The 23,855-nt window shown below is 69.9% G+C and carries 17 protein-coding genes; 7 read left to right on the forward strand and 10 right to left on the reverse strand.

Annotation, left to right across the window (positions count from 1 at the left end):
• The first annotated feature begins 163 nt into the window (after positions 1-163).
• Together bfr and MCHT01_RS21425 are read left to right on the forward strand one after the other, a co-directional pair.
• Positions 164-640, forward strand: coding sequence for a bacterioferritin (gene bfr, locus MCHT01_RS21420; protein ID WP_067068504.1), 477 nt, complete (start codon positions 164-166; stop codon positions 638-640).
• A 199-nt stretch (positions 641-839) separates the two neighbouring features.
• Positions 840-1,073 carry a (2Fe-2S)-binding protein gene (locus tag MCHT01_RS21425; protein WP_084453170.1) on the forward strand — a complete coding sequence of 78 codons (234 nt, stop codon included), beginning with the start codon at positions 840-842 and terminating at the stop codon, positions 1,071-1,073.
• Between the two features lie 183 nt (positions 1,074-1,256).
• Here MCHT01_RS21425 and MCHT01_RS21430 read toward each other — a convergent pair whose 3' ends face one another.
• Complete coding sequence (locus MCHT01_RS21430) at positions 1,257-1,514, reverse strand: hypothetical protein (protein ID WP_067068506.1); 258 nt, start codon at positions 1,512-1,514, stop codon at positions 1,257-1,259.
• 250 nt (positions 1,515-1,764) lie between these two features.
• Between MCHT01_RS21430 and MCHT01_RS21435 the strand changes: the two genes are divergently transcribed.
• The 4 genes from MCHT01_RS21435 to MCHT01_RS21450 all read left to right on the forward strand — a co-directional run bounded on the left by MCHT01_RS21435 (position 1,765) and on the right by MCHT01_RS21450 (position 7,563).
• A complete protein-coding gene (locus tag MCHT01_RS21435) occupies positions 1,765-3,393 on the forward strand; it encodes a gamma-glutamyltransferase family protein (RefSeq protein WP_067068509.1) in 1,629 nt (542 codons plus the stop codon).
• A gap of 133 nt (positions 3,394-3,526) precedes the next feature.
• Entirely contained in the window at positions 3,527-5,071 is a 1,545-nt protein-coding gene (locus tag MCHT01_RS21440) for a hypothetical protein (RefSeq protein WP_148661654.1), read from the forward strand.
• A 499-nt stretch (positions 5,072-5,570) separates the two neighbouring features.
• Positions 5,571-6,938, forward strand: coding sequence for an MFS transporter (locus MCHT01_RS21445; protein ID WP_084453172.1), 1,368 nt, complete (start codon positions 5,571-5,573; stop codon positions 6,936-6,938).
• 13 nt (positions 6,939-6,951) lie between these two features.
• Entirely contained in the window at positions 6,952-7,563 is a 612-nt protein-coding gene (locus tag MCHT01_RS21450; protein ID WP_067068515.1) for a GNAT family N-acetyltransferase, read from the forward strand.
• A gap of 16 nt (positions 7,564-7,579) precedes the next feature.
• On the opposite strand, the gene ugpQ is transcribed toward MCHT01_RS21450, so the two are convergent.
• The 5 genes from ugpQ to ugpB all read right to left on the reverse strand — a co-directional run bounded on the left by ugpQ (position 7,580) and on the right by ugpB (position 12,683).
• Positions 7,580-8,368 (reverse strand): glycerophosphodiester phosphodiesterase, encoded by a 789-nt coding sequence (gene ugpQ, locus MCHT01_RS21455; protein WP_245643506.1) that lies wholly within the window; start codon positions 8,366-8,368, stop codon positions 7,580-7,582.
• A gap of 11 nt (positions 8,369-8,379) precedes the next feature.
• The gene (locus tag MCHT01_RS21460) at positions 8,380-9,486 is read right to left on the reverse strand and encodes a sn-glycerol-3-phosphate import ATP-binding protein UgpC (protein ID WP_067068518.1); all 1,107 of its coding nucleotides are present in this window, start codon (positions 9,484-9,486) and stop codon (positions 8,380-8,382) included.
• Positions 9,487-9,544: 58 nt separating this feature from the next.
• A complete protein-coding gene (gene ugpE, locus MCHT01_RS21465; RefSeq protein WP_067068520.1) occupies positions 9,545-10,393 on the reverse strand; it encodes a sn-glycerol-3-phosphate ABC transporter permease UgpE in 849 nt (282 codons plus the stop codon).
• A 1-nt stretch (position 10,394) separates the two neighbouring features.
• Complete coding sequence (gene ugpA / locus MCHT01_RS21470) at positions 10,395-11,282, reverse strand: sn-glycerol-3-phosphate ABC transporter permease UgpA (RefSeq protein ID WP_067068523.1); 888 nt, start codon at positions 11,280-11,282, stop codon at positions 10,395-10,397.
• 78 nt (positions 11,283-11,360) lie between these two features.
• The gene (gene ugpB, locus MCHT01_RS21475) at positions 11,361-12,683 is read right to left on the reverse strand and encodes a sn-glycerol-3-phosphate ABC transporter substrate-binding protein UgpB (protein ID WP_067068526.1); all 1,323 of its coding nucleotides are present in this window, start codon (positions 12,681-12,683) and stop codon (positions 11,361-11,363) included.
• A 354-nt stretch (positions 12,684-13,037) separates the two neighbouring features.
• Between ugpB and MCHT01_RS21480 the strand changes: the two genes are divergently transcribed.
• Positions 13,038-16,961 (forward strand): DUF3683 domain-containing protein, encoded by a 3,924-nt coding sequence (locus MCHT01_RS21480; protein WP_067068693.1) that lies wholly within the window; start codon positions 13,038-13,040, stop codon positions 16,959-16,961.
• A 460-nt stretch (positions 16,962-17,421) separates the two neighbouring features.
• On the opposite strand, the gene MCHT01_RS27875 is transcribed toward MCHT01_RS21480, so the two are convergent.
• From MCHT01_RS27875 to MCHT01_RS21500, 4 genes are all read right to left on the reverse strand, one after another.
• Complete coding sequence (locus tag MCHT01_RS27875) at positions 17,422-19,347, reverse strand: methyl-accepting chemotaxis protein (RefSeq protein WP_067068529.1); 1,926 nt, start codon at positions 19,345-19,347, stop codon at positions 17,422-17,424.
• Between the two features lie 351 nt (positions 19,348-19,698).
• Entirely contained in the window at positions 19,699-20,700 is a 1,002-nt protein-coding gene (locus tag MCHT01_RS21490; protein WP_067068531.1) for a Bug family tripartite tricarboxylate transporter substrate binding protein, read from the reverse strand.
• Between the two features lie 153 nt (positions 20,701-20,853).
• Positions 20,854-21,354, reverse strand: coding sequence for a hypothetical protein (locus MCHT01_RS21495; protein WP_067068534.1), 501 nt, complete (start codon positions 21,352-21,354; stop codon positions 20,854-20,856).
• A 432-nt stretch (positions 21,355-21,786) separates the two neighbouring features.
• Positions 21,787-23,823: a M13 family metallopeptidase gene (locus tag MCHT01_RS21500; RefSeq protein WP_067068536.1), complete on the reverse strand. Its 2,037-nt coding sequence runs from the start codon at positions 23,821-23,823 to the stop codon at positions 21,787-21,789.
• Positions 23,824-23,855: the final 32 nt, after the last annotated feature.

A 23,855-nucleotide genomic window follows, 5' to 3' on the forward strand; every position in this document is an offset into this window, starting at 1 on the left:
TTGTCGACCTCGGGTGGGGACCGCCAGCGGGATGGGCGCGGTGAACCGGAAACGTGCTGCGAACGCTTCGCATGCAGAGCGTGGGGGGCGGGTCTTGCCCCCACAGACGGTGTGGGATGGAGACAATGCGCGCCATTCAACGGATTTCCTCGAGGAGAAGAACATGAAGGGCGACGCCAAGGTCATCGAGTACTTGAACGCGCAGCTGAAGAACGAGCTCACCGCGATCAACCAGTACTTCCTGCATTACCGCATGCTCAAGAGCTGGGGCTTCGAGAAGCTGGCCAAGCACGAGTACGCCGAGTCGATCGAGGAGATGAAGCACGCCGACAAGCTGATGGATCGCATCCTGATGCTGGAAGGCCTGCCGAACCTGCAGGACCTGGGCAAGCTGTACATCGGCGAGAACGCCGTCGAGGTCCAGCACTGCGACCTGAAGATCGAGATGGGCAGCCATCCGCTGCTCAAGGAAGCCATCGCCTACTGCGAGTCGGTCCGTGACTACGTCTCGCGCGAAGTGCTGGAAGAGATCCTGTCCGACACCGAGGAACACATCGACCACCTGGAGACGCAGATCGAGCTGATCGCCCAGGTCGGTGAACAGAACTGGCTGCAGAGCCAGATGGGCGACGCCAGCTGACCGCCAGCCACGCTCATGCTTTGGAAGCCCCGCTGGTCGGGGCTTTTTTGCGTCCGGGCCAGGGATGGCGCCCGCTGCCGCCGGGCGACGTGAACGATGTCACCGGCGTTTCTCCGACGCCGCGAAGGGCTAATTGAGAGGAATTCGCGTTTACGTTAGTATCTCGGTCATCCCAGGTTCCGCCTGATTCGCCGACGCCATGATCGTTTGTCTCTGCCACCGAGTTTCCGACCGCGACATCCGCCGCACCGTGGCCGACGGCGTCCACAACTTCGATGTCCTGCAGGACGAGACCCAGGTGGCCTCGGCCTGCGGCGCCTGCCATGACTGCGCCCGCGAGGTCTTCGACGAGGCGCTGCGCGCCTGCGCCGCCTCCCACGGCGTGACCTGCTCGACCCCCGCCCGCATCATCCCGATCGCGCTGGTGGCCTGAGGGCCTCCGGGGCCCCCGATTCCTTTCACGGCGCCGGGCGCCACCCGCCGCCGCGTCCCTGGAGGACAAAAGAAAAACTGCAGACCGGGTGACCCGGTGCTGCGGTTTCTCGTTTTTGGAGCCACGCTGGGTGGCTCCGGGGCGCCGGCTCACTGGGCCGGCGCGGTCGACCCGCGGGTCGGCTTACTTGGCGGCGGAAGCGCCTTCGGCGGGCTTCTCGGCCTTGGCGGCCTTCTTGTGTGCGGCCTTCTTTTCGCCGGCCTTGTGATGCTTGCCCTTGTGCTCGGCCTTGGCGTCCGAAGCCGGCGCGGCAGCGGCGGCGGGGGCCGCTTGCGTGGTCGGAGCAGCCGGGGTGGCGGCAGGGGTCTGGGCCATCGCGACGCCGGCAATCAGCAGGGCGGGGATCAGGGCCAGGGTCTTGACGGTCTTGAAGGCTTGCATCTGGGTTACTCCAGCGGGTTGAACAAGGTGAGCGAACAACGGCGTTGGTTCCATGTGTGTTGACACACGGAGTCAGCTTTGCAATGCGTTACGTTCATCGCACGCGTCGCGCCCGGGTCAGGTGTTGCGCGCTGTCGGCGCAAGGGGGCATCGGGCAAGATCGCGGGCACCGGACGGGACGCCGCCCTCGCGTTCAAGTCTCGTCAGCTCCCATCAGAACCATCCGGCCGATCGGCCCAGGAGACCGTCCATGTCCACTTCCCACGCCTTCGACTGGACGCGCGGCTATCCCAGTCAGCGCAGCCCGCTGTTCGCGCGCAACGTCGTGTCGACCTCCCACCCGCTCGCCGCGCAGGCGGGGCTGCGCATCCTGGCCCAGGGCGGCAACGCGGTGGACGCCGCCATCGCCACGGCCGCCTGCATGACGCTGGTCGAGCCCTGCAGCAACGGCCTGGGCTCGGACGCCTTCGCCATCGTGTGGGACGGGAAGTCCCTGCAGGGCCTGAACGCCTCGGGCCACGCGCCGCAGGCCTGGACGCCGGACTATTTCGATCGCCGGCATGGCGACGGTCACGCCCTGCCGCTGCGCGGCTGGGATGCGGTCACGGTGCCGGGCGCGGTGGGCGGCTGGGTCGCCTTGAGCAAGCGCTACGGCAAGCTGCCCTTCGCCGACCTGATGGCGCCGGCCATCGAGATCGCCGAGCGCGGCTATGCCGTGCCGGTGGTGGTGCAGGGCAAGTGGCGCCTGGCCGCCGCGCTGTCGGACCTGACCACCCAGCCGGGCTTCGCCGAGGCCTTCCTGCCCAAGGGCCGGGCGCCGGAGGTGGGCGAGCTGTTCCGCTTCACCGCCGCGGCGCGCACGCTGCGCCTGATCGCCGAGACCCAGGGCGAGGCCTTCTACCGCGGCGAGATCGCCGAGGCCACCGCCGCCTTCGCGCGCGAGACCGGCGGCGCGATCACCGCCGCGGACTTCGCCGCCTACACGCCGGAGTGGGTCGACACGATCTCCATGGACTACGCCGGCCACCAGCTGCACGAGATCCCGCCCAACGGGCAGGGCATCGCGGCGCTGATCGCGCTGGGCATCCTCAAGCACTTCGATGTCGCGTCCATGCCGGTGGACAGCGCGCTCTCGCAGCACGTGCAGATCGAGGCGATGAAGCTCGCCTTCGCCGACACCTACCGCTATGTCAGCGATGCCCGCACGATGCAGGTGCAGGCGTCCGAGCTGCTGGACCCGGCCTACCTCGCCGAGCGCGCCAAGCTGATCGACCTCCGTCGTGCGCAGGACTTCCAGGCCGGCAATCCGGTGAAGGGCGGCACCATCTACCTGACCGCCGCCGACGAGAACGGCATGATGGTCAGCTTCATCCAGAGCAACTATCACGGCTTCGGCTCGGGCGTGGTGGTGCCGGGCTACGGGCTGTCGCTGCAGAACCGCGGCCACGGCTTCACCCGCGAGGCGGGCCATGCCAACGTGGTCGCGCCGGGCAAGCGCCCCTTCCACACCATCATCCCGGCCTTCCTGATGAAGGACGGCCAGCCGCAGATGAGCTACGGCGTGATGGGCGCCAACATGCAGCCGCAAGGGCATATGCAGACACTGGTGCGCATGCTCGATTACCGCCAACATCCGCAGGCCGCCTGCGACGCGCCGCGCTGGCGCTACAACGCGGGGCTGGCCCTCAACGTCGAGGCGACGATGAATCCCGAGGCCGTCGCCGGCCTGCGCGCGCTGGGCCATCAGATCGCCGAGATCAGCGACAGCTACCAGGACTTCGGCGCCGGCCAGTTCATCTGGCGCCTGGGCGACCCGGCGCAGGAGGGCTACGTCGCCGCGAGCGATCCCCGCCGCGACGGCGCCGCCGTGGGCTGGTGACGACGCGCCCGCGCGAGCGGACCGGACATCGGTCAAGGCCGCGCGGCGTCGGGAGAACTCATCGGGCCTGAGTTGGAACAGGCCGGCCGGGTCGAGCACTAGCGGGGCTTCCTTCACGTGAGCTGGAAGCGCCATGACCCCGTCGATCCCGACCGCCGCGCCGGGCCTTGCCCTGTGCGCCCTTCTCGTGCTGACCGCCTGTGGCGGCGGCACGGGGGCGACCGATTCGCCGCCGGCGGCCGCGACACCGACACCCGTGTCGCCGGTCGTGCCGGATCCCGTCTCGACGGCTGCCTCGGAGGCCGCCCCGGAGACGGACATCGACGGCGGCGGCCCCGCCACGTCGCCCGAGCCGCCGCCGACGCCCGCGTCCGATCCGGCCTCTCCCGCGCCGTCCCCGTCGCCCCCGCCGGCACCCGCGCCCGCGCAGCCACCTGCGCCGTCGCCGGCCTCAGACACGGAAGCCACGCCGCCCCTGACGCCCTCCCCCTCGCCGAGCCCGCCGCTCGAGCTCCCGTCGACCGGCGAGCCCCCCGCCGTGGTCGACCGGACCGTCCTCGGCATCCTGGTGTCGACACCGACTCGCCGCAACCAGCGCTCGGTCGCCGAGCTGCAGGCGGCGCTGTTCTCGAGCCGCGGCCCCAGTCTCCGGACCTTCTATTGGCTCCAGTCGGGCGGTCGCCTGAACGTGACGACCCGCGACCTGGTGCCCGCGGACACGCCCATCGCGGCGGGCGACGTGATCGAGGTGACCATCCCCGATCCGACGGGCACCGAGTGCACCGGCGACGCCTGGGGCAAGGCGGCCCGGGTCGAGGCGGCCAAGCTGGGCTTCGACCAGGGCGGCTACGACACGACCATCTACATCTCGCCCAAGGTGTCCGGCTGCTCGAACGCGGTCGGCACCGTGGGCACGGTGGGCAAGGTCAATCGCAGCCGGCGCGTCGTCTACTTCGACAAGACGGACAGCCCGGCGACCTCGCCGCTGACGCTGCGCACGCTGGTCCACGAGATGGGCCACAACCTCGGCCTCGGCCATGCGCGCACGCTCACCTGCGTCGACGCCGCGGGGCAGCGCGCGGCACTGTCGACGAGCTGCACCGAGGACGTCCAGGGCGATCCCACCGACGGCATGGGCAGCACGGGCCGGGTGTCGAATCCCGGCCCCGCGCCCGGCGACGACCACAGCCCCATGGATCCCAACCCGCGGCTGTTCGCCGCGTCCCGCGTCCACGACCTCGGCTGGATGGCGGCGGGCGAGGTCCAGGTGGTGACCGGGCCGGGCCAATACCGGCTTCGGCCGCTGTACTGCTCGACGCCGAACGGCGCGCCGCGCGCGTTGCGGCTGGCCTCGACGACGACCGGCCGCGACTACTGGCTGGAGACGCGCATCGCCTGCGGCGGCGCCTTCGACAACTTCATCGTCGGCTCGATCCACCACGGCGTGACGGACACCACGGTGAACGGCCTGCTGATCCGCCAGGGCGACGCGGGGCCCGGACCTTCGGGCAGCACCTTCCTGCTGGACCTGCATCCGGGCACGACCAACGGCTCCAGCGGCTTCGTCGACGCGGCGCTGAGCCGAGGCGAGGTCTTCACCGATCCGCTGCCCGGCGGCCTGCGCTTCGAGATCACCGACGTCGAGGCCGACGGCACCCTCGTGGTCCGCATCTGGTGAGTCGGAACCCAGAACTCAAAACCCGAACCCGAGCCCGAACCCGGTACCGGGCGCTGGCGCGATCCGGGGCTGACAGGGCCGACGAGGCCGAAGGGCAGGGGCTCGCGGGACGCGAGGCCCCATGCCCTTTCTCACTTGCCGAGCGCCCGAGGGCGCTGATAGCATCGCGCCTCATTCCTCCCCGGAATCCCGACATCTCACTGGACGGCAGGCCCTCCCGGCCCACCCATCGACCATGACCAAGCTGCTCGACCGCACCAAACCCGACGCCGTGGCGTCGGTGCGCGCTCGCGGCCTCGGTCCCTTGATGCGACGACCGTAGCGCTCCGGCGCAGGCGCGACACGCGTCGGCGACCGCCCCGATCGGCCCGGCCGATCCTCCGCGCGGCGCCTCTCTCCCAGGTCTCATCGCATTCATGCGCATCCGGCGGTCCAGGCCGGATCCGCCCGGCTCCCGCGACGCCACCCGCGACGCGAAGGCCGCTTCCGGAGTCTCATCATGCTGCCCAAGAGGCATTCCACGTCGTTCGATCGACTGCTCGACCGCCTGCTGGACCTGATCCGGCTGCCCGCCGGCGACCTGCTGCGCAACCTCGTCTACCGGCGTCTCTGGACGTCCATCCTGATCAGCTCGCTGGGCGGGCAGATCACGCTGCTGGCGCTGCCGCTGACCGCGGCCATCCTGCTCCACGCCTCGCCCACGCAGATGGGTCTGCTGACCGCGATGGAGCTCGCGCCCTTCGTGCTGTTCTCGCTGCCCGCCGGCGTGTGGCTGGACCGCGTGCGCAAGCTGCCGGTCTACATCGTGGGCGAGGTGACCTTGGCCGTCGCCGTCGCCAGCGTGCCGGTGGCCGCCTGGATGGGCTGGCTGGGCATGCCCTGGCTGTACTTCGTCGGCTTCCTGCTGGGCACCGTGTACACGATCGCGGGCAGCGCCTCCCAGATCGTGCTCACCCAGGTGGTGAGCCGCGACCGCCTGGTCGAGGCCCACGCCAAGAATGCGCTCGCGTCCTCGGGCGCGGAAGTCGCCGGCCCCGGCGTGGCGGGCGCGCTGATCAAGCTCGTCGGCGCGCCGCTGGCGCTGGCCGTGGACGCGCTGCTGCTGCTGGTGTCGGCGCTGATCCTGCGCGGCGTCAAGGTCACCGAGACCCTGCATCGCGGCGACGGATCCCACTTCTGGCGCGACCTCAAGGACGGCATCGCCTTCGTCCGCGGCAAGCCCATGCTGGTGAGCCTGGCCTGCGCCGTCGGCGGCTGGCAGATGTTCAACCAGGCGGCGCAGGTGGTGCAGATCCTCTTCGCGACGCGGGTGCTGGGTCTGTCGGCGCAGAGCGTGGGCCTGTCCTACATCGCGCTGGGCGCGGGCACCGTGCTGGCCAGCGCGATCGGCCACCGCGTGAGCGCGCGCATCGGCCCCGGGCCCTGCCTGATCAGCGGCTTCCTGATCTGCGGCATCGGCTGGTCCGTGCTGTGCGTGGCGCCGGCCAACGCGGCCGGCGTCGCGGCCTTCGCCTTCACGCTGTTCATGTTCGGCGTCGGCGCGGTCTTCATCTTCATCAACTTCCTGTCGCTGCGGCAGGCGGTGACGCCGGGCCCGCTGCTGGGTCGCATGACCAGCACCATGCGCTGGCTGATCCTGATCCCCGCCGGCCCCGGCGCGCTGATCGGCGGCTGGCTGGGCGAGCACGTCAGCCTGCGCGCGGCCCTGGCCTTCGCCGGCATCGGCGCGCTGCTGCTGGCCGCGCTGGCCTGGCAGCTGCGGGCGATCCGCACGGTGCGCCAGCTGCCCAAGGTCGAGGAAGAGGTCGAGCTCGGCGCCGAAGCCCAGCCCGGCGCGCTGAATCTGCAACCCGTCAACGGCAACTGAACGCCGCCCCACGATGCGAGCCAAGTCCACCGCCGACGATCCCCTGCTCATCGACGTGCCGGAGCGTCTGGAGACGCCACGCCTGCTGCTGCTGGCGCCGCGCGCGGGCATGGGCGTCGCGCTCAACCGCACGGTGCTCGAGGCGCGGGAGTCGCTCAAGCCCTGGATGCCCTGGGCGCACGAGACCCCCAGCGTCGAGCAGTCCGAGGCGATCGCGCGGCGCATGCAGGCGCAGTTCCTGCAGCGCGAGCACCTGGCCTACTACCTGCACGAGCGCGAGCCCGACGGCCGCGCGGGCGCGTTGATCGGCGGCGCGGGGCTGCACACGCTGGACTGGCAGGTGCGGCGCTACGAGATCGGCTACTGGCTGACGCCCACCCGCGCCGGCCGAGGTCTGGTGACCGAAGCGGTGGCGGCGCTGGTGCGGCTGGGCTTCGGGCCGCTGCGGGCGCGCCGCATGGAGATCCGCACCGACGCGCGCAACGCGGCGAGCCGCGCCGTGGCGGAGCGCTGCGGCTTCACGCTGGAAGGCGTGCTGCGCCGGGATGCGCTGGACGTGCGGGGCGAGCCCTGCGACAGCTGCGTCTACGCGATGACCTCGCTCGACGAGCTGACCGGGCGCTGAGCCCGCGATCGCGTCCTCAGGCCGTCGGGCTGAAGCGGTCCACCGCGTCGGTGATGATGCCGTCGACCCCGTTGGCGATCAGCCATTGCGCCGCGGCGGCGTCGTTCACGGTGTAGACCAGGGCCTTCATCTCGGCCGCGTGCAGCCGGGCGACCAGCGCCTGGTCCATCAGCGCGTAATGCGTGATGACGGCGCGGCAGCCCAGCGACTGGGCCAGACCCAACCAGGCGTCGTCGGCGTCGAGCTTGTCGAGCAGCAGCCCGCGCGCCACCTGCGGCGCCGATTCGCGCGCGCCGCGCAGCGCCTCCGGCTGGAAGCTGCTGAACAGCACGGCGCCCGGCGCGGTCTCGCCCCACAAGCGCAGCACCTCGCGGCCGACGACCTCGCCGGTGCGGAAGTCGTCGCCGGGCGTGGGCTTGATCTCGATGTTCAGCGCGTGCTGGTTGCGGCGCACGAAAGCCGCGATGGCCTCCAGGCTGGGCGGCGGCTCGCCCGCGTAGGCGCGGCTGTGCCAGCGGCCCGCGTCCAGCCGCGAGAGCTCGCCCCAGGTCAGGTCCGCGGCGCGGCCGCGCTGCGGCGTCGTGCGGTCCAGCGTGGCGTCGTGCAGCAGGAAGGGGACGCCGTCGGCGCTGAGCTTCACATCGCATTCGAAGGCGCGGTAGCCGTGGCGCGCGCCCTCGCGGAAGGCGGCCAGGGTGTTCTCCGGCGCCAGCTTGCCCGCGCCGCGGTGCGCCACCCAGAAGGGCAGGGACCAGGGCCAGATGGCGTCGTCCATCGAGGCGGTCGCGTCGTGTCTGTCGCTCATGGGGCCTCCGCTCAATCGACCCGTTGTCCCGTCGCGGCGTCGAACCAGTGCAGCCGCTCGGCCGGCGCCTTCAGCAGCACCACGTCGCCGGGTCGGGGCGGCGTGTCGGTCCCGTCGATGCGCAGCGTGAAGGCCGCGTCGCCCAGCCGCCCGTAGACCAGGCGCTCGGCGCCCAGCATCTCGACCATCTCGACCCGCAGCGGCCAGCTCGCGATGTCGGCCGCATCGGCGGCGACGGCCTGCCCATCATGCGGCAGGGCGTGCTCGGGCCGCAGGCCCAGGATCAGATCCCCGGTCCGCGGCGCGGGATGCGGCAGCGGCAGGGCGACGTCGCCGATGACGAAGCGCGCGCCCGCGGCGTCCGCCTCCGCGCGCCCCTTGAGCAGGTTCATCGCGGGCGAGCCGATGAAGCTCGCGACGAAGGTCGTGGCCGGCCGGCCGTAGACCTCCTCCGGCGTGCCGAACTGCTCCATGCGGCCGGCGTTCATGACGACGATGCGCTGCGCCAGCGTCATGGCCTCGACCTGGTCGTGGGTCACGAAGAGCGAGGTCACGCCCAGCTCGCGATGCAGCTTCTGGATCTCCAGCCGCGTCTGCACGCGCAGCTTGGCGTCGAGGTTGGACAGCGGCTCGTCGAAGAGGAAGACCTGCGGATCGCGCACGATCGCGCGGCCCATGGCCACGCGCTGGCGCTGACCGCCGGACAGCTCGCGCGGCCGGCGCTCCAGCAGATGGCCCAGCTCCAGGATGCCGGCGGCCTTGTCCACGCGGGCGCGGATCTGCTCGGGCGGCAGCTTGCGGATCTTCAGGCCGTAGGCCATGTTCTCGAAGACGCTCATGTGCGGGTAGAGCGCGTAGTTCTGGAACACCATCGCGATGTCGCGGTCGGCGGGCTCGACCTGGTTGACGACGCGGTCGGCGATGGCGATCTCGCCGCCGCTGATCTCCTCCAGACCCGCGACCATGCGCAGCAGCGTGGACTTGCCGCAGCCCGAGGGGCCGACGATGACGACGAACTCGCCGTCGGCGATCTCGGCGTTCACGCCGTGGATCACCGGGTTGGCCTTGGCGCCGTGACCGTAGCGCTTGACCACGTTGCGCAGGGAGATGCTTGCCATCGGGGACTCTCTCGTTCTTCGTCTCGTTCGTTGTTCTGGCGGGGCGGCGGGGGCCGGATCACTTCTCGGCGTCGACCAGGCCCTTGACGAACCAGCGCTGCATCAGCACCACGACCAGCGCGGGGGGAATCATCGCCAGCAGCGCGGTGGCCATGATGATGTTCCAGTCGTTGGCCGCGTCGCCGCCGCCGATCATCCGCTTGATGCCGATGACCACGGGGTACATGCGCTCGTCGGTGGTGACCAGCAGCGGCCACAGGTACTGGTTCCAGCCGTAGATGAACTGGATCACGAAGAGCGCCGCGATGCTGGTCCTGGACAGCGGGAGCAGCACGTCGCGGAAGAAGCGCAGCGGCCCCGCGCCGTCGATGCGGGCGGCCTCGACCAGCTCGTCGGGCACGGTCAGGAAGAACTGCCGGAAGAGGAAGGTCGCCGTCGCCGAGGCGATCAGCGGCACGGTCAGGCCCGCGTAGGTGTCCAGCATCTTGAGGTCGGCCACGACCTGGTAGGTGGGGCCGATGCGCACCTCCACCGGCAGCATCAGCGTGACGAAGATGGCCCAGAAGAAGACGTTGCGCAGCGGGAAGCGGAAGTAGACGATCGCGAAGGCCGACAGCAGCGAGATCGCGATCTTGCCCACCGCGATGATCATCGCGGTGACGAAGCTGACCCACATCATCTGGCCGACCGGGGCCTTCGACCCGGCGCCGTTGCTGCCGAACAGCGCGGCGGCGTAGTTGTCGAGCAGATGCGGGCCGGGCAGCAGCGGCATCGGTGCCTGCAGCACCTCGGACGCGGTGTGCGTCGAGGCGACGAAGGCGACGTAGATCGGGAAGGCGACGACCAGCACCCCCAGCACCAGGATCAGGTGCGACAGCGCGGTCAGGACGGGGCGACGCTCGACCATGTCAGTACTGGACCTTCTTCTCGACGAAGCGGAACTGCAGGACGGTCAGCGTGATCACGATGGCCATCAGCACCACGCTCTGCGCGGCCGAGCCGCCCAGGTCCAGCGCCTTGAAGCCGTCGTAGTAGACCTTGTAGACCAGCGTCGCGGTCTCCTTGCCGGGGCCGCCGTGGGTGGCCGCGTCGATGATGCCGAAGGTGTCGAAGAAGGCGTAGACGACGTTGATCACCAGCAGGAAGAAGGACGTGGGCGAGAGCAGCGGGAAGGTGATGGTCCAGAAACGCCGCCACGGGCCGGCGCCGTCGATGGCCGCGGCCTCGATCAGCGACTTGGGGATCGACTGCAGCCCCGCCAGGAAGAACAGGAAGTTGTAGGAGACCTGCTTCCACACCGCGGCCATGACGACCAGCGCCATGGCCTGGTTGGCGTCCAGCAGGTGATTCCAGTCCACGCCCAGGCGCGAGAGTCCGTAGGCGACGACCCCGATGCCGGGCGCGAACATGAACACCCACAGCACGCCGGCGATCGCCGGGGCGACCGCGTAGGGCCAGATCAGCAGCGTCTTGTAGAGGCCCGCGCCGCGCACGACGCGGTTGGCCATCGTGGCCAGCAGCAGCGAGAGCCCCAGCCCCAGCACCGCCACCAGCACCGAGAAGACCGCGGTGATCTTGAAGGAAACGAGGTAGCCCGAGTCGGAAAACAGCGTCTCGAAGTTGGCCAGGCCCACCCACTCGGTGGACAGGCCGAAGGCGTCCTGTTGCTGCAAACTTTGCAGCAAGGCCTGTGCCGCGGGCCAGAAGAAGAACAGCCCGATCACCAGCGCCTGCGGTGCCAGCAGCAGCCAGGGCAGGAATCCGGACCGAAAGAGCACGCGTTTGGTCTGGGCCAAGATCGCTCCGGGTTCAGAAGGCCGCGCGCGCCCGGCGCGCGGCGGTCGCGAGGCGGGACCTGACCATGGACAGGCGCATCACAGCTTGGCGGATTTCTGGAAGCGCTCCAGCAACTCGTTGCCGCGCTTGACCGAGGCGTCCAGGCCTTCCTTGGCCGTGTGCTTGCCGGCCCAGACCTGCTCGAGTTCCTCGTCGATCACGGTGCGGATCTGCGCGAAGTTGCCCAGGCGCACGCCGCGCGACTTGTCGGTGGTCTTGCGGATCATCTGCTGGACCGCCACGTCGGTGCCGGGGTTCTCCTTGTAGAAGCCGCTCTTTTCGGTCAGCTCGTAGGCCGCCTTGGTCACGGGCAGGTAGCCGGTGCGCTTGTGGCTCTCGGAGGCCACCTCGGCCTTGGACAGGTACTGGAAGAACGCGGCGACGGCCTTGTACTCGGCCGGCTTCTTGCCCGACATCACCCACAGGCTGGCGCCGCCGATGACGGTGTTCTGCGGGGCGCCGGGAACGTCCGGGTAATACGGGAGCGGCGCGATGCCGGAGGCGAACTTGGCGTTCTTCTTGATGTTGGCGTACAGGCCCGAGGAGCCCGTCATCATGGCGCACTCGCCCGAGAAGAAGCTGGAGTCGGCGGCGTTGCCGCGGCCCTTGTAGACGAACAGGCCCTGCTTGGCCATGTTGGCCAGGTTCTCGATGTGGCGCACGTGCAGCGGCGAGTTGAACACCAGCCGCGCGTCCAGGCCGCCGAAGCCGTTGTTCTTGGTCGCGTACTCGACGTTGTGCCAGGCGGAGAAGCTCTCCAGCTGCGTCCAGCTGACCCAGCTGGTGGTGAACGGGCACTTGGAGCCGGCGGCCTTGAGCTTGGCGGCCGCGGCGGCGACCTCGGGCCAGGAGCTGGGCGGCTTGTTGGGATCCAGGCCGGCGGCCCTGAACGCGTCCTTGTTGTAGTGGAAGACCGTGGTCGAGCTGTTGAACGGGAAGCTCAGCATCTGGCCGTTCGGCGCGGTGTAGTAGCCGGCCACCGCGGGCACGTAGGCGGCGTTGTCGAACTTGACGCCGGCCTGCTGCATCACCTGGCCGACCGGGACGATGGCGCCCTTGCTGGCCATCATGGTGGCGGTGCCGACCTCGAAGACCTGCAGGATGTGGGGCGCGTTGCCGGCGCGGAAGGCCGCGATGGCGCCGGCCATGGACTCGTCGTAGCTGCCCTTGTAGGTCGGGACGATCTTGACGTCCTTCTGGCTGGCGTTGAAGTCCTTGGCCAGGTCGTTGACCCAGTCGCCCAGCGCGCCGCTCATCGAGTGCCACCACTGGATCTCGGTCTGCGCCGAGGCGCTCAGGGGGGACATCAGCGCGGCGGTCGCGATCGCGGCGGCCAGCAGGGAGGTCTTGACGGGCTTCATGGGTCTCCGATGCTCGGGAGGGTGGTTCTGCGGACCGGGTCGGTGGCGTCGGATGGACGCTCCGGCGGCGGGCCGGCGAGCTTATCGGCGGATTGTGACACCGGCGAACTTAGAGCCCCCTGCCCGGGATTGCCCTCTGGCGCTGCGGTAGGATTCCGCCCATTGCCCAGTCCGGGCCGGCCGCGATCGCGGCCTTTCGCAACGCCGGTTCCGGCGCCGTGTCCAGCGGCTCCGGCGGACCACAAGTCCGAGGCGAGGTCCGGTCGCGGCGCTTCTCGCTTTTCCCCAGCCAGGCCGCGGCGTCCCCGAGGGCGCCCGAGGCCGCAACTCCCGGTGCGCGAGCACCAGGCCGCCATGAACGCACCGCATCCGCCGATGCCCGCCGACCCCGCGATGGTCGGCGATCCCGCCCAGACCCACGCGCCCGCCGTCCGGCTGCGCGAGATCCCGTACAACTACACCTCCTTCTCCGATCGCGAAATCGTCCTTCGCCTGCTCGGGGCCCGTGCCTGGGAGCTGCTGGACCAGTTGCGCGGCGAGCGTCAGACGGGGCGCTCCGCGCGCATGCTCTACGAGGTGCTGGGCGACATCTGGGTGGTGCAGCGCAACCCCTACCTGCAGGACGACCTGCTGGACAACCCCAAGCGCCGCGAGGCCCTGATCGGCGCGCTGCGCCACCGCCTGACCGAGGTCCAGCGCCGCCGCCATCCCGAGGACGACGCCCAGCGCGACGCCTGGGTCGGCGAGCTGCTTACCGCGGCCGAGGCGGCGGTGGGCGCCTTCGCCCACCAGTTCGAGCAGGTGGCCGAACTGCGCAAGCGCGCGACCAAGGTCTTCGCCCGCACGACGGCCAAGGACAACGTCAAGTTCGACGGCCTGTCCCGCGTGGCCCACGTGACCGACGCGACCGACTGGCGCGTGGAGTACCCGTTCGTCGTGCTGACCCCCGACACCGAGGCCGAGATGGCCGCGCTGGTCGCGGGCTGCTTCGAGCTGGGCCTGACGGTGATCCCGCGCGGCGGCGGCACCGGCTACACCGGCGGCGCGGTGCCGCTGGTCTGGAACAGCGCGGTCATCAACACCGAGAAGCTCGAGGCCATGCGCGGCGTCGAGATGGTCTCGCTGCCGGGCCTGGACCAGCCGACCGCGACGATCTGGACCGAGGCCGGCGTGGTCACGCAGCGCGTGTCCGATCTGGCCGAGCTGCACGGCTTCGTCTTCGCCGTCGATCCGACCTCGGCCGAGGCCTCCTGCGTGGGCGGCAACATCGCGATGAACGCGGGCGGCAAGAAGGCCGTGCTGTGGGGCACCGCGCTGGACAACCTCGCCTCCTGGCGCATGGTCACGCCGGACGCGAAGTGGCTGGAGGTCGTGCGCGTCAACCACAACCTCGGCAAGATCCACGACGTGGAGGTCGCCAGCTTCGACCTGCATTACTACGACGCCACCGGCAAGACGCTGGAGCGCACCGAGCGCCTGGACATCCCCGGCCGCACCTTCCGCAAGGAAGGCCTGGGCAAGGACGTCACCGACAAGTTCCTGGCCGGACTGCCCGGCATCCAGAAAGAGGGCTGCGACGGCCTGATCACCAGCGCCCGCTGGATCGTGCACCGCATGCCGGCGCATGTGCGCACCGTCTGCCTGGAATTCTTCGGCAACCCCAAGGACTGCGTCCCGTCCATCGTCGACATCAAGGACTTCATGTTCGGCGAGATGAAGAAGCCGAACGGGGCCATCCTCGCCGGGCTGGAGCATCTGGACGACCGCTATCTGAAGGCGGTCGGCTACGCGACCAAGAGCAAGCGCGGCGGCCTGCCCAAGATGGTCCTGATCGGCGACATCGTCGGCGACGACGCCGATGAAGTGGCCCGCGCCACCAGCGAGGTCGTGCGCCTGGCCAACGGCCGTTCGGGCGAGGGCTTCGTCGCCGTCAGCGCCGACGCGCGCAAGAAGTTCTGGCTGGACCGCAAGCGCACGGCCGCGATTTCGAAGCACACCAACGCCTTCAAGGTCAACGAGGACGTCGTCATCCCGCTGCACCGCATGGGCGAGTACACGCTGGGCATCGAGCGCATCAACATCGAGCTCTCGCTGCGCAACAAGCTGGCCCTGGTCGGCGCGCTGCGCGGGTTCTTCGAGACCGGCAACCTGCCGCTGGGCAAGAGCGACGACGCGGGCGAGATCCCGAGCGCCGAGCTGCTCGAGGACCGCGTGCAGCAGGCGCTGACGCTGCTGGACGAGGTCGAGCGCCAGTGGCGCCAGTGGATGCAGGAACTCGACGTCGAGCGCGACGGCGAGCGCTCGTTCTTCGAGCAGCTGCAGGACTACACGCTGCGCGCCAGCTGGCGCCGGCAGATCCTCAAGCCGCTGCAGGACCTGTTCGCCGGCGCCCCGTTCGCGCCCATCGTGGCGGAGTGCAAGCGCATCCACAAGGAGGTGCTGCGCGGCCGCGTGTGGGTGGCGCTGCACATGCACGCGGGGGACGGCAACGTCCACACCAACATCCCGGTGAACTCCGACAACTACGAGATGCTGCAGACCGCGCATGAGGCGGTCGCCCGCATCATGACGCTGGCGCGCTCGCTGGATGGCGTCATCTCGGGCGAGCACGGCATCGGCATCACCAAGCTGGAGTTCCTGAACGACGACGAGCTGGCCGGTTTCGCCGGCTACAAGGCGCGTGTCGATCCGGAAGGACGCTTCAACAAGGGCAAGCTGCTGCGGCCCGGCACGGGCGGCCATGGCGGCCAGAACACCTTCGCCGACCTGACCAACGCCTACACGCCCAGCTTCGGGCTGATGGGGCACGAGTCGCTGATCATGCAGCAGAGCGACATCGGCGCGATCAGCGAGTCCATCAAGGACTGCCTGCGCTGCGGCAAGTGCAAGCCGGTGTGCGCGACGCACGTGCCGCGCGCCAACCTGCTGTACAGCCCGCGCAACAAGATCCTCGCGACCTCGCTGCTGGTCGAGGCTTTCCTCTACGAGGAGCAGACCCGCCGCGGCGTGTCGATCAAGCACTGGGAGGAGTTCGAGGACGTGGCCGACCATTGCACGGTCTGCCACAAGTGCGTCAATCCCTGCCCGGTGAAGATCGACTTCGGCGACGTCACCATGAACATGCGCAACCTGCTGCGCAAGATGGGCAAGAAGAGCTTCCGTCCGGGCAACGCGGCCGCGATGCTGATGCTCAACGCGACGAATCCGGAGACCATCAAGGTCGCCCGCGCTGCGATGGTGGGCGTCGGCTTCAAGGCGCAGCGCATGGCCAACAGCCTGCTCAAGCGCGTCGCGCGCAAGCAGACCGGCGCGCCCCCGGCGACCGTGGGCACCGCTCCGATCAAGGAGCAGGTCATCCACTTCATCAACAAGAAGCTGCCCGGCGGGCTGCCGAAGAAGACGGCGCGCGCGCTGCTCGACATCGAGGACAAGAACTACGTCCCGATCATTCGCGATCCGAAGAAGACCTCGGCGGATGCGGAAGCGGTCTTCTACTTCCCGGGCTGCGGATCGGAACGCCTGTTCAGCCAGGTCGGCCTGGCGACGCAGGCCATGCTCTGGCACGCGGGCGTGCAGACGGTGCTCCCGCCCGGCTACCTGTGCTGCGGCTATCCGCAGCGCGGGTCCGGCCAGTTCGACAAGGCGGAGAAGATCATCACGGACAACCGGGTGCTCTTCCACCGCGTGGCCAACACGTTGAACTACCTGGACATCAAGACGGTGGTGGTGTCCTGCGGCACCTGCTACGACCAGCTGCAGGGCTACAAGTTCGAGGAGATCTTCCCGGGCTGCCGCATCGTCGACATCCACGAGTACCTGCTGGAGAAGGGCATCCAGCTCGACAGCAAGCAGGCCTATCTGTATCACGACCCCTGCCATTCGCCGATGAAGCTGCAGGAGCCGATGAAGACGGTGAAGGCGCTGGTCGGCCCCGAGGTGATGAAGAGCGAGCGCTGCTGCGGCGAGAGCGGCACGCTGGGCGTGACGCGCCCCGACGTGTCGACGCAGGTCCGCTTCCGCAAGGAAGAGGAGCTGCGCAAGGCGGAAACCCAGCTGCGCGACGCCGGCAAGGTCGGCGCGGAGGAAAACCTGAAGATCCTCACGAGCTGCCCGTCTTGCTTGCAGGGCCTGAGCCGCTACGGCGGGGACATGCAGAACGGCCTGCTGGAGGCGGACTACATCGTCGTGGAAATGGCCCGCAAGATCCTCGGCGAGGACTGGATGCCGGCGTATGTGGCGAAGGCCAACGACGGGGGCATCGAGCGCGTGCTGGTCTGAGTCTTCGCGCTCCTCGAGTGCCGAGCGCCAAGGCGCTCGGTGTCATGGGCTTCCTCTCCCGCTGCGCGGGCGAGGGCGCAACTCAGGCTCTGGTGTGCCACGGCCCTCACCCCGACCCTCTCCCGCGCAGCGGGAGAGGGGGCCCGTAGCGAGCGACCCCAAAGACCCTCTCCCCAACCCTCTCCCGCAAGCGGGCGAGGGGGCATTCAGCGCGGAGCTTGTCCGCTCCTTCTCCCGCATGCGGGCGAGGGGGGCGGCGCTCAGGCGTCTGCGCGACAGACCTGCAGAACAAGACCTGCCCCCCGCGAGATGCTGAGCGCAACGCGGCCCCTCGCCCACGGAGTGGGAGAGGGGTTGGGGGTGAGGGCGGTCGAAGTCAGCGAGCCTGCATGCCTCCCGCTGCCGCGCAGCGGAAGCGGGCGACAGACTCACCTCGCGCGTCAGCGCGAGGCACTTCGTCTCAGGCCCGGAACTGCCCCACCTGCTCGACCAGCCGGTGCGCCTGCTCCCGCAGGCTCTCGGCCGCCGCCGTGCTTTCCTCGACCAGCGCCGCGTTCTGCTGCGTCCCCTGGTCCAACTGCGCGACCGCGCCGTTGATGCGCGACACGCCCTGCGACTGCTCGCGGGACGCGGTCGAGATCTCGCCGATGATGTCCGTCACCCGACGCACGCTGGTCACGATCTCCTGCATCGCGGCGCCGGTGTCGCCCACCAGGCGGGAGCCCGATTCCACGCGCTCGCCGCTGGCCGTGATCAGGCCCTTGATCTGCTTGGCCGCCTCCGCGCTGCGCTGCGCCAGCTGACGCACTTCCGCAGCGACCACCGCGAACCCACGCCCCTGCTCACCCGCGCGCGCCGCTTCCACCGCCGCATTCAACGCCAGGATGTTGGTCTGGAACGCGATCGAATCGATCGTGCCGATGATGTCGCCGATCTGGCGGCTTGCCGCGCTGATCTCGTCCATGGTGTGGACGACCTGCGCCACCACCTCGCCACCGCGCTGGGCCGCGCGGTCCGATTCGCCCACCAGCTGGTGCGCCTGCTCCGCCGACGCCGCCGTCTGGCCCATGGAGCTCGCGAGCTCCTCCAGCGCGGACGCCGTCTCCTGCAGATGGCTGGCCGACTGCTCGGTGCGCATCGACAGGTCGCGGCTGCCCGCCGCCACCTCGGCCGAGGCCGTACCGATGCTGTCGCTGGCCTGACGCACTTCCGTGATCGTGCGCGCCAGCTGCTGACGCATGCGCTCGACGCCGGCCGCCAGCGCGCCCAGGTCGTCGTCGCGGCGCACCTGCACCGGCTGCGTCAGGTCACCCTCGGCGACCGCTTCCACCGCCGTGTTCAGGTCGGCCAGCGGGCGGCCCACCCACAGGTTCAGCAGCCAGGTCACGCCGACGCCCAGCAGCACCACCGTCGTCAGCACCAGCCCCCACAGCGTCCACAGCGTGTGGTTGTGCACCGCCAGCGCCTGCGAGCGCGAGGCCTCGGCCACCACCCACCAGCCGGTGGCGTTGGACTTGCGGGCCACCGCGAAGGCGTCCTGGTACTTCTCGCCATAGATCGCGTGGACCGACTCCAGCACGCCATCCTTGTCCTCGGTCAGCGTCTTCACCAGCGCGAGCGCGTCGTTCTCGGGCATCAGCTCCGACAGCTTCTTGCCTTGCGCGCGCGGATGGGCGCGCAGCATCGCGTCCGCCGGCGTCTTGCCCGCATCCAGGATGTACAGGCCACCGGTGTCGTAGAGCTTGACCGCGTCGGCCATCTTCACGAGTTCCTCCTGCAGGCCGCGCATGTCGAAGCCGATGAACAGGATGCCGATGACCTTGCCGCCCGCGTCCTTGATCGGCGAGTAGCGCGTCATGTACGGCACCTTGAACAGCGTGGCCGGACCGACATAGGTCTCGCCCGCCGACAGCTTGGCGTAGGCGGCGCCGGCGCGATCCAGCGTCGTGCCGACGGCGCGCGAGCCGTCTTCCTTCTTCAGCGACGTGGTGATGCGCACGAAGTCGTCCGTGCCCTTGCGCGCGAAGATCGTCGCCACGCCGCCGGTCTGGCGCGTGAAGCGGTCCACCGCGTCGAAGTTGCCGTTGAGCTTGTGGCCGTTGAAGCTCAGCTCGCCATCGGCGTCCTGCGTGATGGGGCTGCCTTCGAAGTCGCCGGCCAGCACGTCGTACAGGCGGTTGGCCGAATCCCGCGCGGTGCGGTCCAGGGCATCGGCCACGCGCGCCACCGAGGCGGCCTCGGCCGACATGTAGTCCACCGTGCGCTGGCGGGCCTGGTCGGTCAGCACCCAGGACAGGGCGCCGCAGATCAGCACCAGCATCGCCGCGATCGCGGCGCTGGACCACAGGGACACGCGGCGAGCGACGGTCGCGCGCGCGGCTTTCATGTTGTTCTTGTTCATGGACGACGGCCCCGCGGCGAGGCGGGGCAGGCAGGGTAGGGCGGGGGGAGGGCGTCTCCAGACACGTTCTCGAAGTCTTGTCACCGTGTCGGGATCAAAACTTTATTCGCGTCTGAGCGCATAGCGACCACTTGACCGCATGCCGCGTCGGGGATAACCCGCAGCTATTCGGGCTTCACGTGAAGTAATGCGCGGCCGTCTGGACAGCGCTATCTCCGTCCATATACGACCGACCGGACGGTCGCCTGATCGGCCGCGTGGCCGCCTGCCGCCGCCGAGCACAGCGGGCCGTCGTCGCGGGGCCGCGATGCGACGGCGGAACGGGCGGGACGAGGCTTACTCGGCGGTGATGCCGCGGCTGCGGATCAGCGCATGCCACTTCACCGTCTCCTGCTGGACGAAGCGCGCCAGCGTCGGCGCGTCGCTGGGCGCGACCTCCAGGCCGAAGTCCTCGAGCTTGGCCTTGAGCTCCGGTTGGGCGAGCGCCTTCGTCAGCTCGGCGCCGAGCCGGGCCACGATGGGCTCGGGCGTGCCCTTGGGGACGAAGAGCCCCTGCCAGGCCGCGACGTCGACGCCGGGCACGCCGAGTTCCTCGAAGGTCGGCACGTCCGGCAGCGCGGCGATGCGCCGCGTCGACAGCACGGCCAGCGCCTTGAGCTTGCCGGCGCGCAGATGCGGCAGCGCGGCGGCGGTGTCGAGGATGCCCATCGGCACGATGCCGGCGATCAGGTCCTGCGTCGAAAACGCGGTGCCGCGATAGGGCACGTGGACGATGTAGGTGTGGGTGCGGTCCTTCAGCAGCTCCATCGCGAGGTGGTGCGGGCTGCCGATGCCCGGCGAGGCGTAGCTGTACTTGCCGGGCTTGGCCTGGACCATCTCCAGCCAGTGCCGGGCCGAGTTGAAGCCCGAGGCCGGGTTGACCACCAGCAGCAGCGGGAAGCGCGCCATGAAGCCCACCGGCGCCAGGTCCGCCGGCGCGTAGGGGAGCTTCTTGTAGAGCGCGCTGTTGAAGACCATCGCGCCGTTGTCGGCGGTCAGCATCGTGTAGCCGTCGGGCGGCGACTTGGCGGCGTTGTCGGTGCCGATGATGCCGCCCGCGCCAGGCCGGTTGTCGATCACCAGGGTCTGGCCCAAGGCCTTGCCCAGCACCGGCGCCAGCTGCCGCGCCAGGAAGTCGGAGCCGCCCCCGGCCGGATAGGCCACCACCCAGCGGATGGGCTTGCTCGGCCAGGTGTCCGCGCGGGCGGCGCCGGGCATCAGGCCCAGCGAGGTGGCGCCGGCCGCGGCGGCGGTCAGCAGCAGGGAACGGCGCGCGGCATCGGGTCGGCGTGCGGGCATGGGGGAGGTCTCCTCGTGGTGCGTCGGCGCATCCTAGCCATCGCCCGCGAGCGCCCCATCCAGGAACAACCCGATTCCCTACGGTCGCATCCGGCCGTCGCGCATCTCGCGCGCGCCGCGTCGGCGTCACGCGTGGAGGCGGCGGGCGCGGACTCAGCGGCGCGCCGCGCTCGCGACGGTGGCGGGCGCGCCGGCGGCGGGCGGCTCGAACTCGATCATCGCGACGCTGTTGCCGCCGCTGGGGTCCTCTTCATTGCGGAAGCGCACCTGCATGACGTAGAGCGTGTCGCGGTCCGTGGCGGCGCAGTTCAGGCCGGCCACGGCGCGGCGCAGCGGTTGGCGATAGATGTCGGGACCGCGCGCGGCGCGGACCTCGCTGATGGTGTTGCCGTTGAGGCGGAAGGTGATGGTCGACATCCCTTCCTCGCGGGTGCGGAACTGCAGCGGCGCCATGCGCTGCATCAGCGCGGCGTCGACGCCGGGGCAGCTGGCGCGCACGTCGGTGCGGGCCGTCTCGCCGGGATGGCGGCCGGTGACCTCGACGCGCTGCAGGTCGTCGGGCGCGGCCCGCGCGACGCCGGCGGTCGCGGCGAGCAGCGCGCCGACAGCGGTCAGGACGAGGGACTGGAACGGGGTGCGGGTGGTGGCGGTCATGTCGTTGCTCCTACGGGCTGAGGGGCCGTCGCGGTCCGCGTCCGTGCGGCTCGTGATCGGACTGCATTCAGCGTAGGCATCGCGGACCGCGCGACCAAGCGACGCGCGACCGAGTGTGGAAACGACGGGTCATACAGCCGGAAACCGGCGATGAAACGCAAGCGCGCGCGACGGGCCGGGAATCGACTTTCCCCCGTATCCATCGGGTGAAAAGTCATGCTGACGATCTGGTGACAAGGGTTCCAGAGGGGGCATGACGGCCGCATGACAAGACCTGGCCCCATGACCCGGCGCGCGCGGTCCATGACTTTTCGCAGCGGCATCCGGAAGGCACCCATGAAGACAGGGACCCGTCCACCTCGCGGTCGACGGGTCCCTGTTCATCGGCGATCGGCGCGCCCGCCGATCAGGCGTTCACGAGATCGGAGGATCTCACCACACCTTTATCGGGTCGGCCGCGACCATCGCGTCGCCGGTCTTGCAGCTGAAGGCCTTGCCGAACTCCGGCATGTTGGACATCGGCGCCAGCACGCGGTACTTGCCCGGCGAATGCGGGTCGGTGCGCAGCTGGTTCAGCAGCGCGGCCTCGCGCGTCTTGTTGCGCCACACCAGCGCGTTGGACAGGAAGAAGCGCTGCTCCTGGGTGAAGCCGTCGATCTTCTCCGTCTTGCCGGTGCGCTTGAGCGCGTTCTGCAGCGCGTCGAAGGCGATGGGCATGCCGGCCATGTCGGAGATGTTCTCGCCCAGCGTCAGGCGGCCGTTGATGTGCGTGCCCGCGACCGGCTCGTAGCTCTCGTACAGCGCCACCACGCGATCGGCGCGCGCCTTGTAGTGCTCGGCGTCCGAGGCGGTCCACCAGTCGTTGAGGCTGCCGATGCTGTCGAACTGGCGGCCACGGTCGTCGAAGTGGTGGACGATCTCGTGGCCGATGACCATGCCGATGCCGCCGTAGTTCATCGCGTCGTCGAGCTTGGCGTCGAAGAAGGGCGGTTGCAGGATGCCGGCCGGGAAGGTGATCTCGTTCAGGCCGCCGGCCTGCGCGTTCACGATGTAGGGCGACATGTTCCAGCGGGTGCGGTCGCTCGGGCGATCCAGGTCCTTGATCTGTTCGCCGTGGTACCAGGCCGCGGCGCGCAGCTGGTTGCCCGCGAAGTCCTTGGCGTCCAGCGCCATGCCCTCGTAGGTCGGCCAGGTCTCGGGCGCGCCGATCTTGGGCTGCATCGCGTCCAGCTTCTCCAGCGCCTTGACCTTGGTCTCCGGGCTCATCCAGCTCAGGTTCTGGATGCGGGTCTTCATCGCGGCCTTGACGTCGCCGATCAGCAGGGTCGCGCGGCGTTGCGCCTCGGGCGAGAAGGCCTTGGACACGAACAGCTCGCCCAGCGCCAGGCCCAGCGGCGATCCGCCGGTGCGGCCGCCGATCAGCAGGATCACTTCCTCGTCGCGCGGGGTGCGCTTCTCCAGGCCGCTGATGGCCACGCCGCGGTAATCGAAGTCCGCGTCGGCGAAGGCCTTGGGCAGGCGCGCCGCGCTGTTCTCCAGCACGCGCACGCGCAGGTAGGTCTGCCAGGTGGCCAGCGGCACGCTGCCGGCCAGCCGGGCGACGCGCTTCATGAACTCGGGCTGCGCGACGATCAGGCGCTCGACGCCGCCCGGGCGCTGGTCGCCGCGGGTCAGCTGCTTCAGATAGGCGTCCCAGGCCAGGCCCGGGGCCTTGCCGGCCAGCTCGGGCGTGGTCATCGGGTTGTAGACCGCCAGCGGGTCGCGCAGCTGCGCGCGCGGCGTGGTGGCCTCGGCCAGCTGCGACTCGAAGGCCATCAGCGCGTCCAGCGTGGCGGGCGTCGCGTCGAAGCCCGCGGAGGACAGCAGGCGCTGCGCGTACAGCCGGTAGGCGGCGCGCAGCTTCTTGGCGATGTCGGTGTCCTTGAAGTAGTCGTCCCGGTCCGGCAGGCCCAGGCCGCTCTGACCCAGGGTCAGCACGTTGACGCGGGTGTTCTTGACGTCCGGGCGGACGAAGGCGCCCACCGGCGCCGAGATGCCGACCCGGCCCAGCTGGGCCAGCGCGTAGGGCAGGTCCTCGGCCGTCTTCATGGCGGCGACGCGGTCCAGCAGCGGCTTGACCGGCTTGAGCCCCTGAGCCTCGATGGCGGCCAGGTCCATGCCGCTGGCGTAGTAGGCGGCGACCTGCTTCAGACCGGGCGACTTCTGCAGCGCGGGCTTGGCCAGCAGCTCGGCCAGCGCGGCGGCCAGCAGTTGGTCGTTGGCCACGCGCAGCGCGTCGAAGCTGCCGATGCGGGTGCGCTCGGCGGGGAGCTCGGTGCGCGCGACCCACGGACCGTTCACGTAGTCATAGAAGTCGGCGCAGGGGGAGACCTCGGTCGAGAAGCTCGCCACGTCGAGCGCGCGCGCCGGGGCGACGGCCAGGGTGAGGGCGGCGGCCGCGGCGGCGGCGATCAGGCGGGGTCGGAACATGGTTGTTGTGGGCCACGAATGTGGCGAAAAAG

Source organism: Mitsuaria chitosanitabida ATCC BAA-476 = NBRC 102408, assembly GCF_001598255.1.
GTDB lineage: Bacteria > Pseudomonadota > Gammaproteobacteria > Burkholderiales > Burkholderiaceae_C > Roseateles > Roseateles chitosanitabidus.

Excerpts from the sequence above, each read along its gene's own strand:
- bfr (WP_067068504.1), top strand. The coding sequence starts at position 164 with ATGAAGGGCGACGCCAAGGTCATCGAGTACTTGAACGCGCAGCTGAAG.
- MCHT01_RS21425 (WP_084453170.1), top strand. The coding sequence starts at position 840 with ATGATCGTTTGTCTCTGCCACCGAGTTTCCGACCGCGACATCCGCCGC.
- MCHT01_RS21430 (WP_067068506.1), bottom strand. The coding sequence starts at position 1,514 with ATGCAAGCCTTCAAGACCGTCAAGACCCTGGCCCTGATCCCCGCCCTG.
- MCHT01_RS21435 (WP_067068509.1), top strand. The coding sequence starts at position 1,765 with ATGTCCACTTCCCACGCCTTCGACTGGACGCGCGGCTATCCCAGTCAG.
- MCHT01_RS21440 (WP_148661654.1), top strand. The coding sequence starts at position 3,527 with ATGACCCCGTCGATCCCGACCGCCGCGCCGGGCCTTGCCCTGTGCGCC.
- MCHT01_RS21445 (WP_084453172.1), top strand. The coding sequence starts at position 5,571 with ATGCTGCCCAAGAGGCATTCCACGTCGTTCGATCGACTGCTCGACCGC.
- MCHT01_RS21450 (WP_067068515.1), top strand. The coding sequence starts at position 6,952 with ATGCGAGCCAAGTCCACCGCCGACGATCCCCTGCTCATCGACGTGCCG.
- ugpQ (WP_245643506.1), bottom strand. The coding sequence starts at position 8,368 with ATGAGCGACAGACACGACGCGACCGCCTCGATGGACGACGCCATCTGG.
- MCHT01_RS21460 (WP_067068518.1), bottom strand. The coding sequence starts at position 9,486 with ATGGCAAGCATCTCCCTGCGCAACGTGGTCAAGCGCTACGGTCACGGC.
- ugpE (WP_067068520.1), bottom strand. The coding sequence starts at position 10,393 with ATGGTCGAGCGTCGCCCCGTCCTGACCGCGCTGTCGCACCTGATCCTG.
- ugpB (WP_067068526.1), bottom strand. The coding sequence starts at position 12,683 with ATGAAGCCCGTCAAGACCTCCCTGCTGGCCGCCGCGATCGCGACCGCC.
- MCHT01_RS21480 (WP_067068693.1), top strand. The coding sequence starts at position 13,038 with ATGAACGCACCGCATCCGCCGATGCCCGCCGACCCCGCGATGGTCGGC.
- MCHT01_RS27875 (WP_067068529.1), bottom strand. The coding sequence starts at position 19,347 with ATGAAAGCCGCGCGCGCGACCGTCGCTCGCCGCGTGTCCCTGTGGTCC.
- MCHT01_RS21490 (WP_067068531.1), bottom strand. The coding sequence starts at position 20,700 with ATGCCCGCACGCCGACCCGATGCCGCGCGCCGTTCCCTGCTGCTGACC.
- MCHT01_RS21495 (WP_067068534.1), bottom strand. The coding sequence starts at position 21,354 with ATGACCGCCACCACCCGCACCCCGTTCCAGTCCCTCGTCCTGACCGCT.
- MCHT01_RS21500 (WP_067068536.1), bottom strand. The coding sequence starts at position 23,823 with ATGTTCCGACCCCGCCTGATCGCCGCCGCCGCGGCCGCCGCCCTCACC.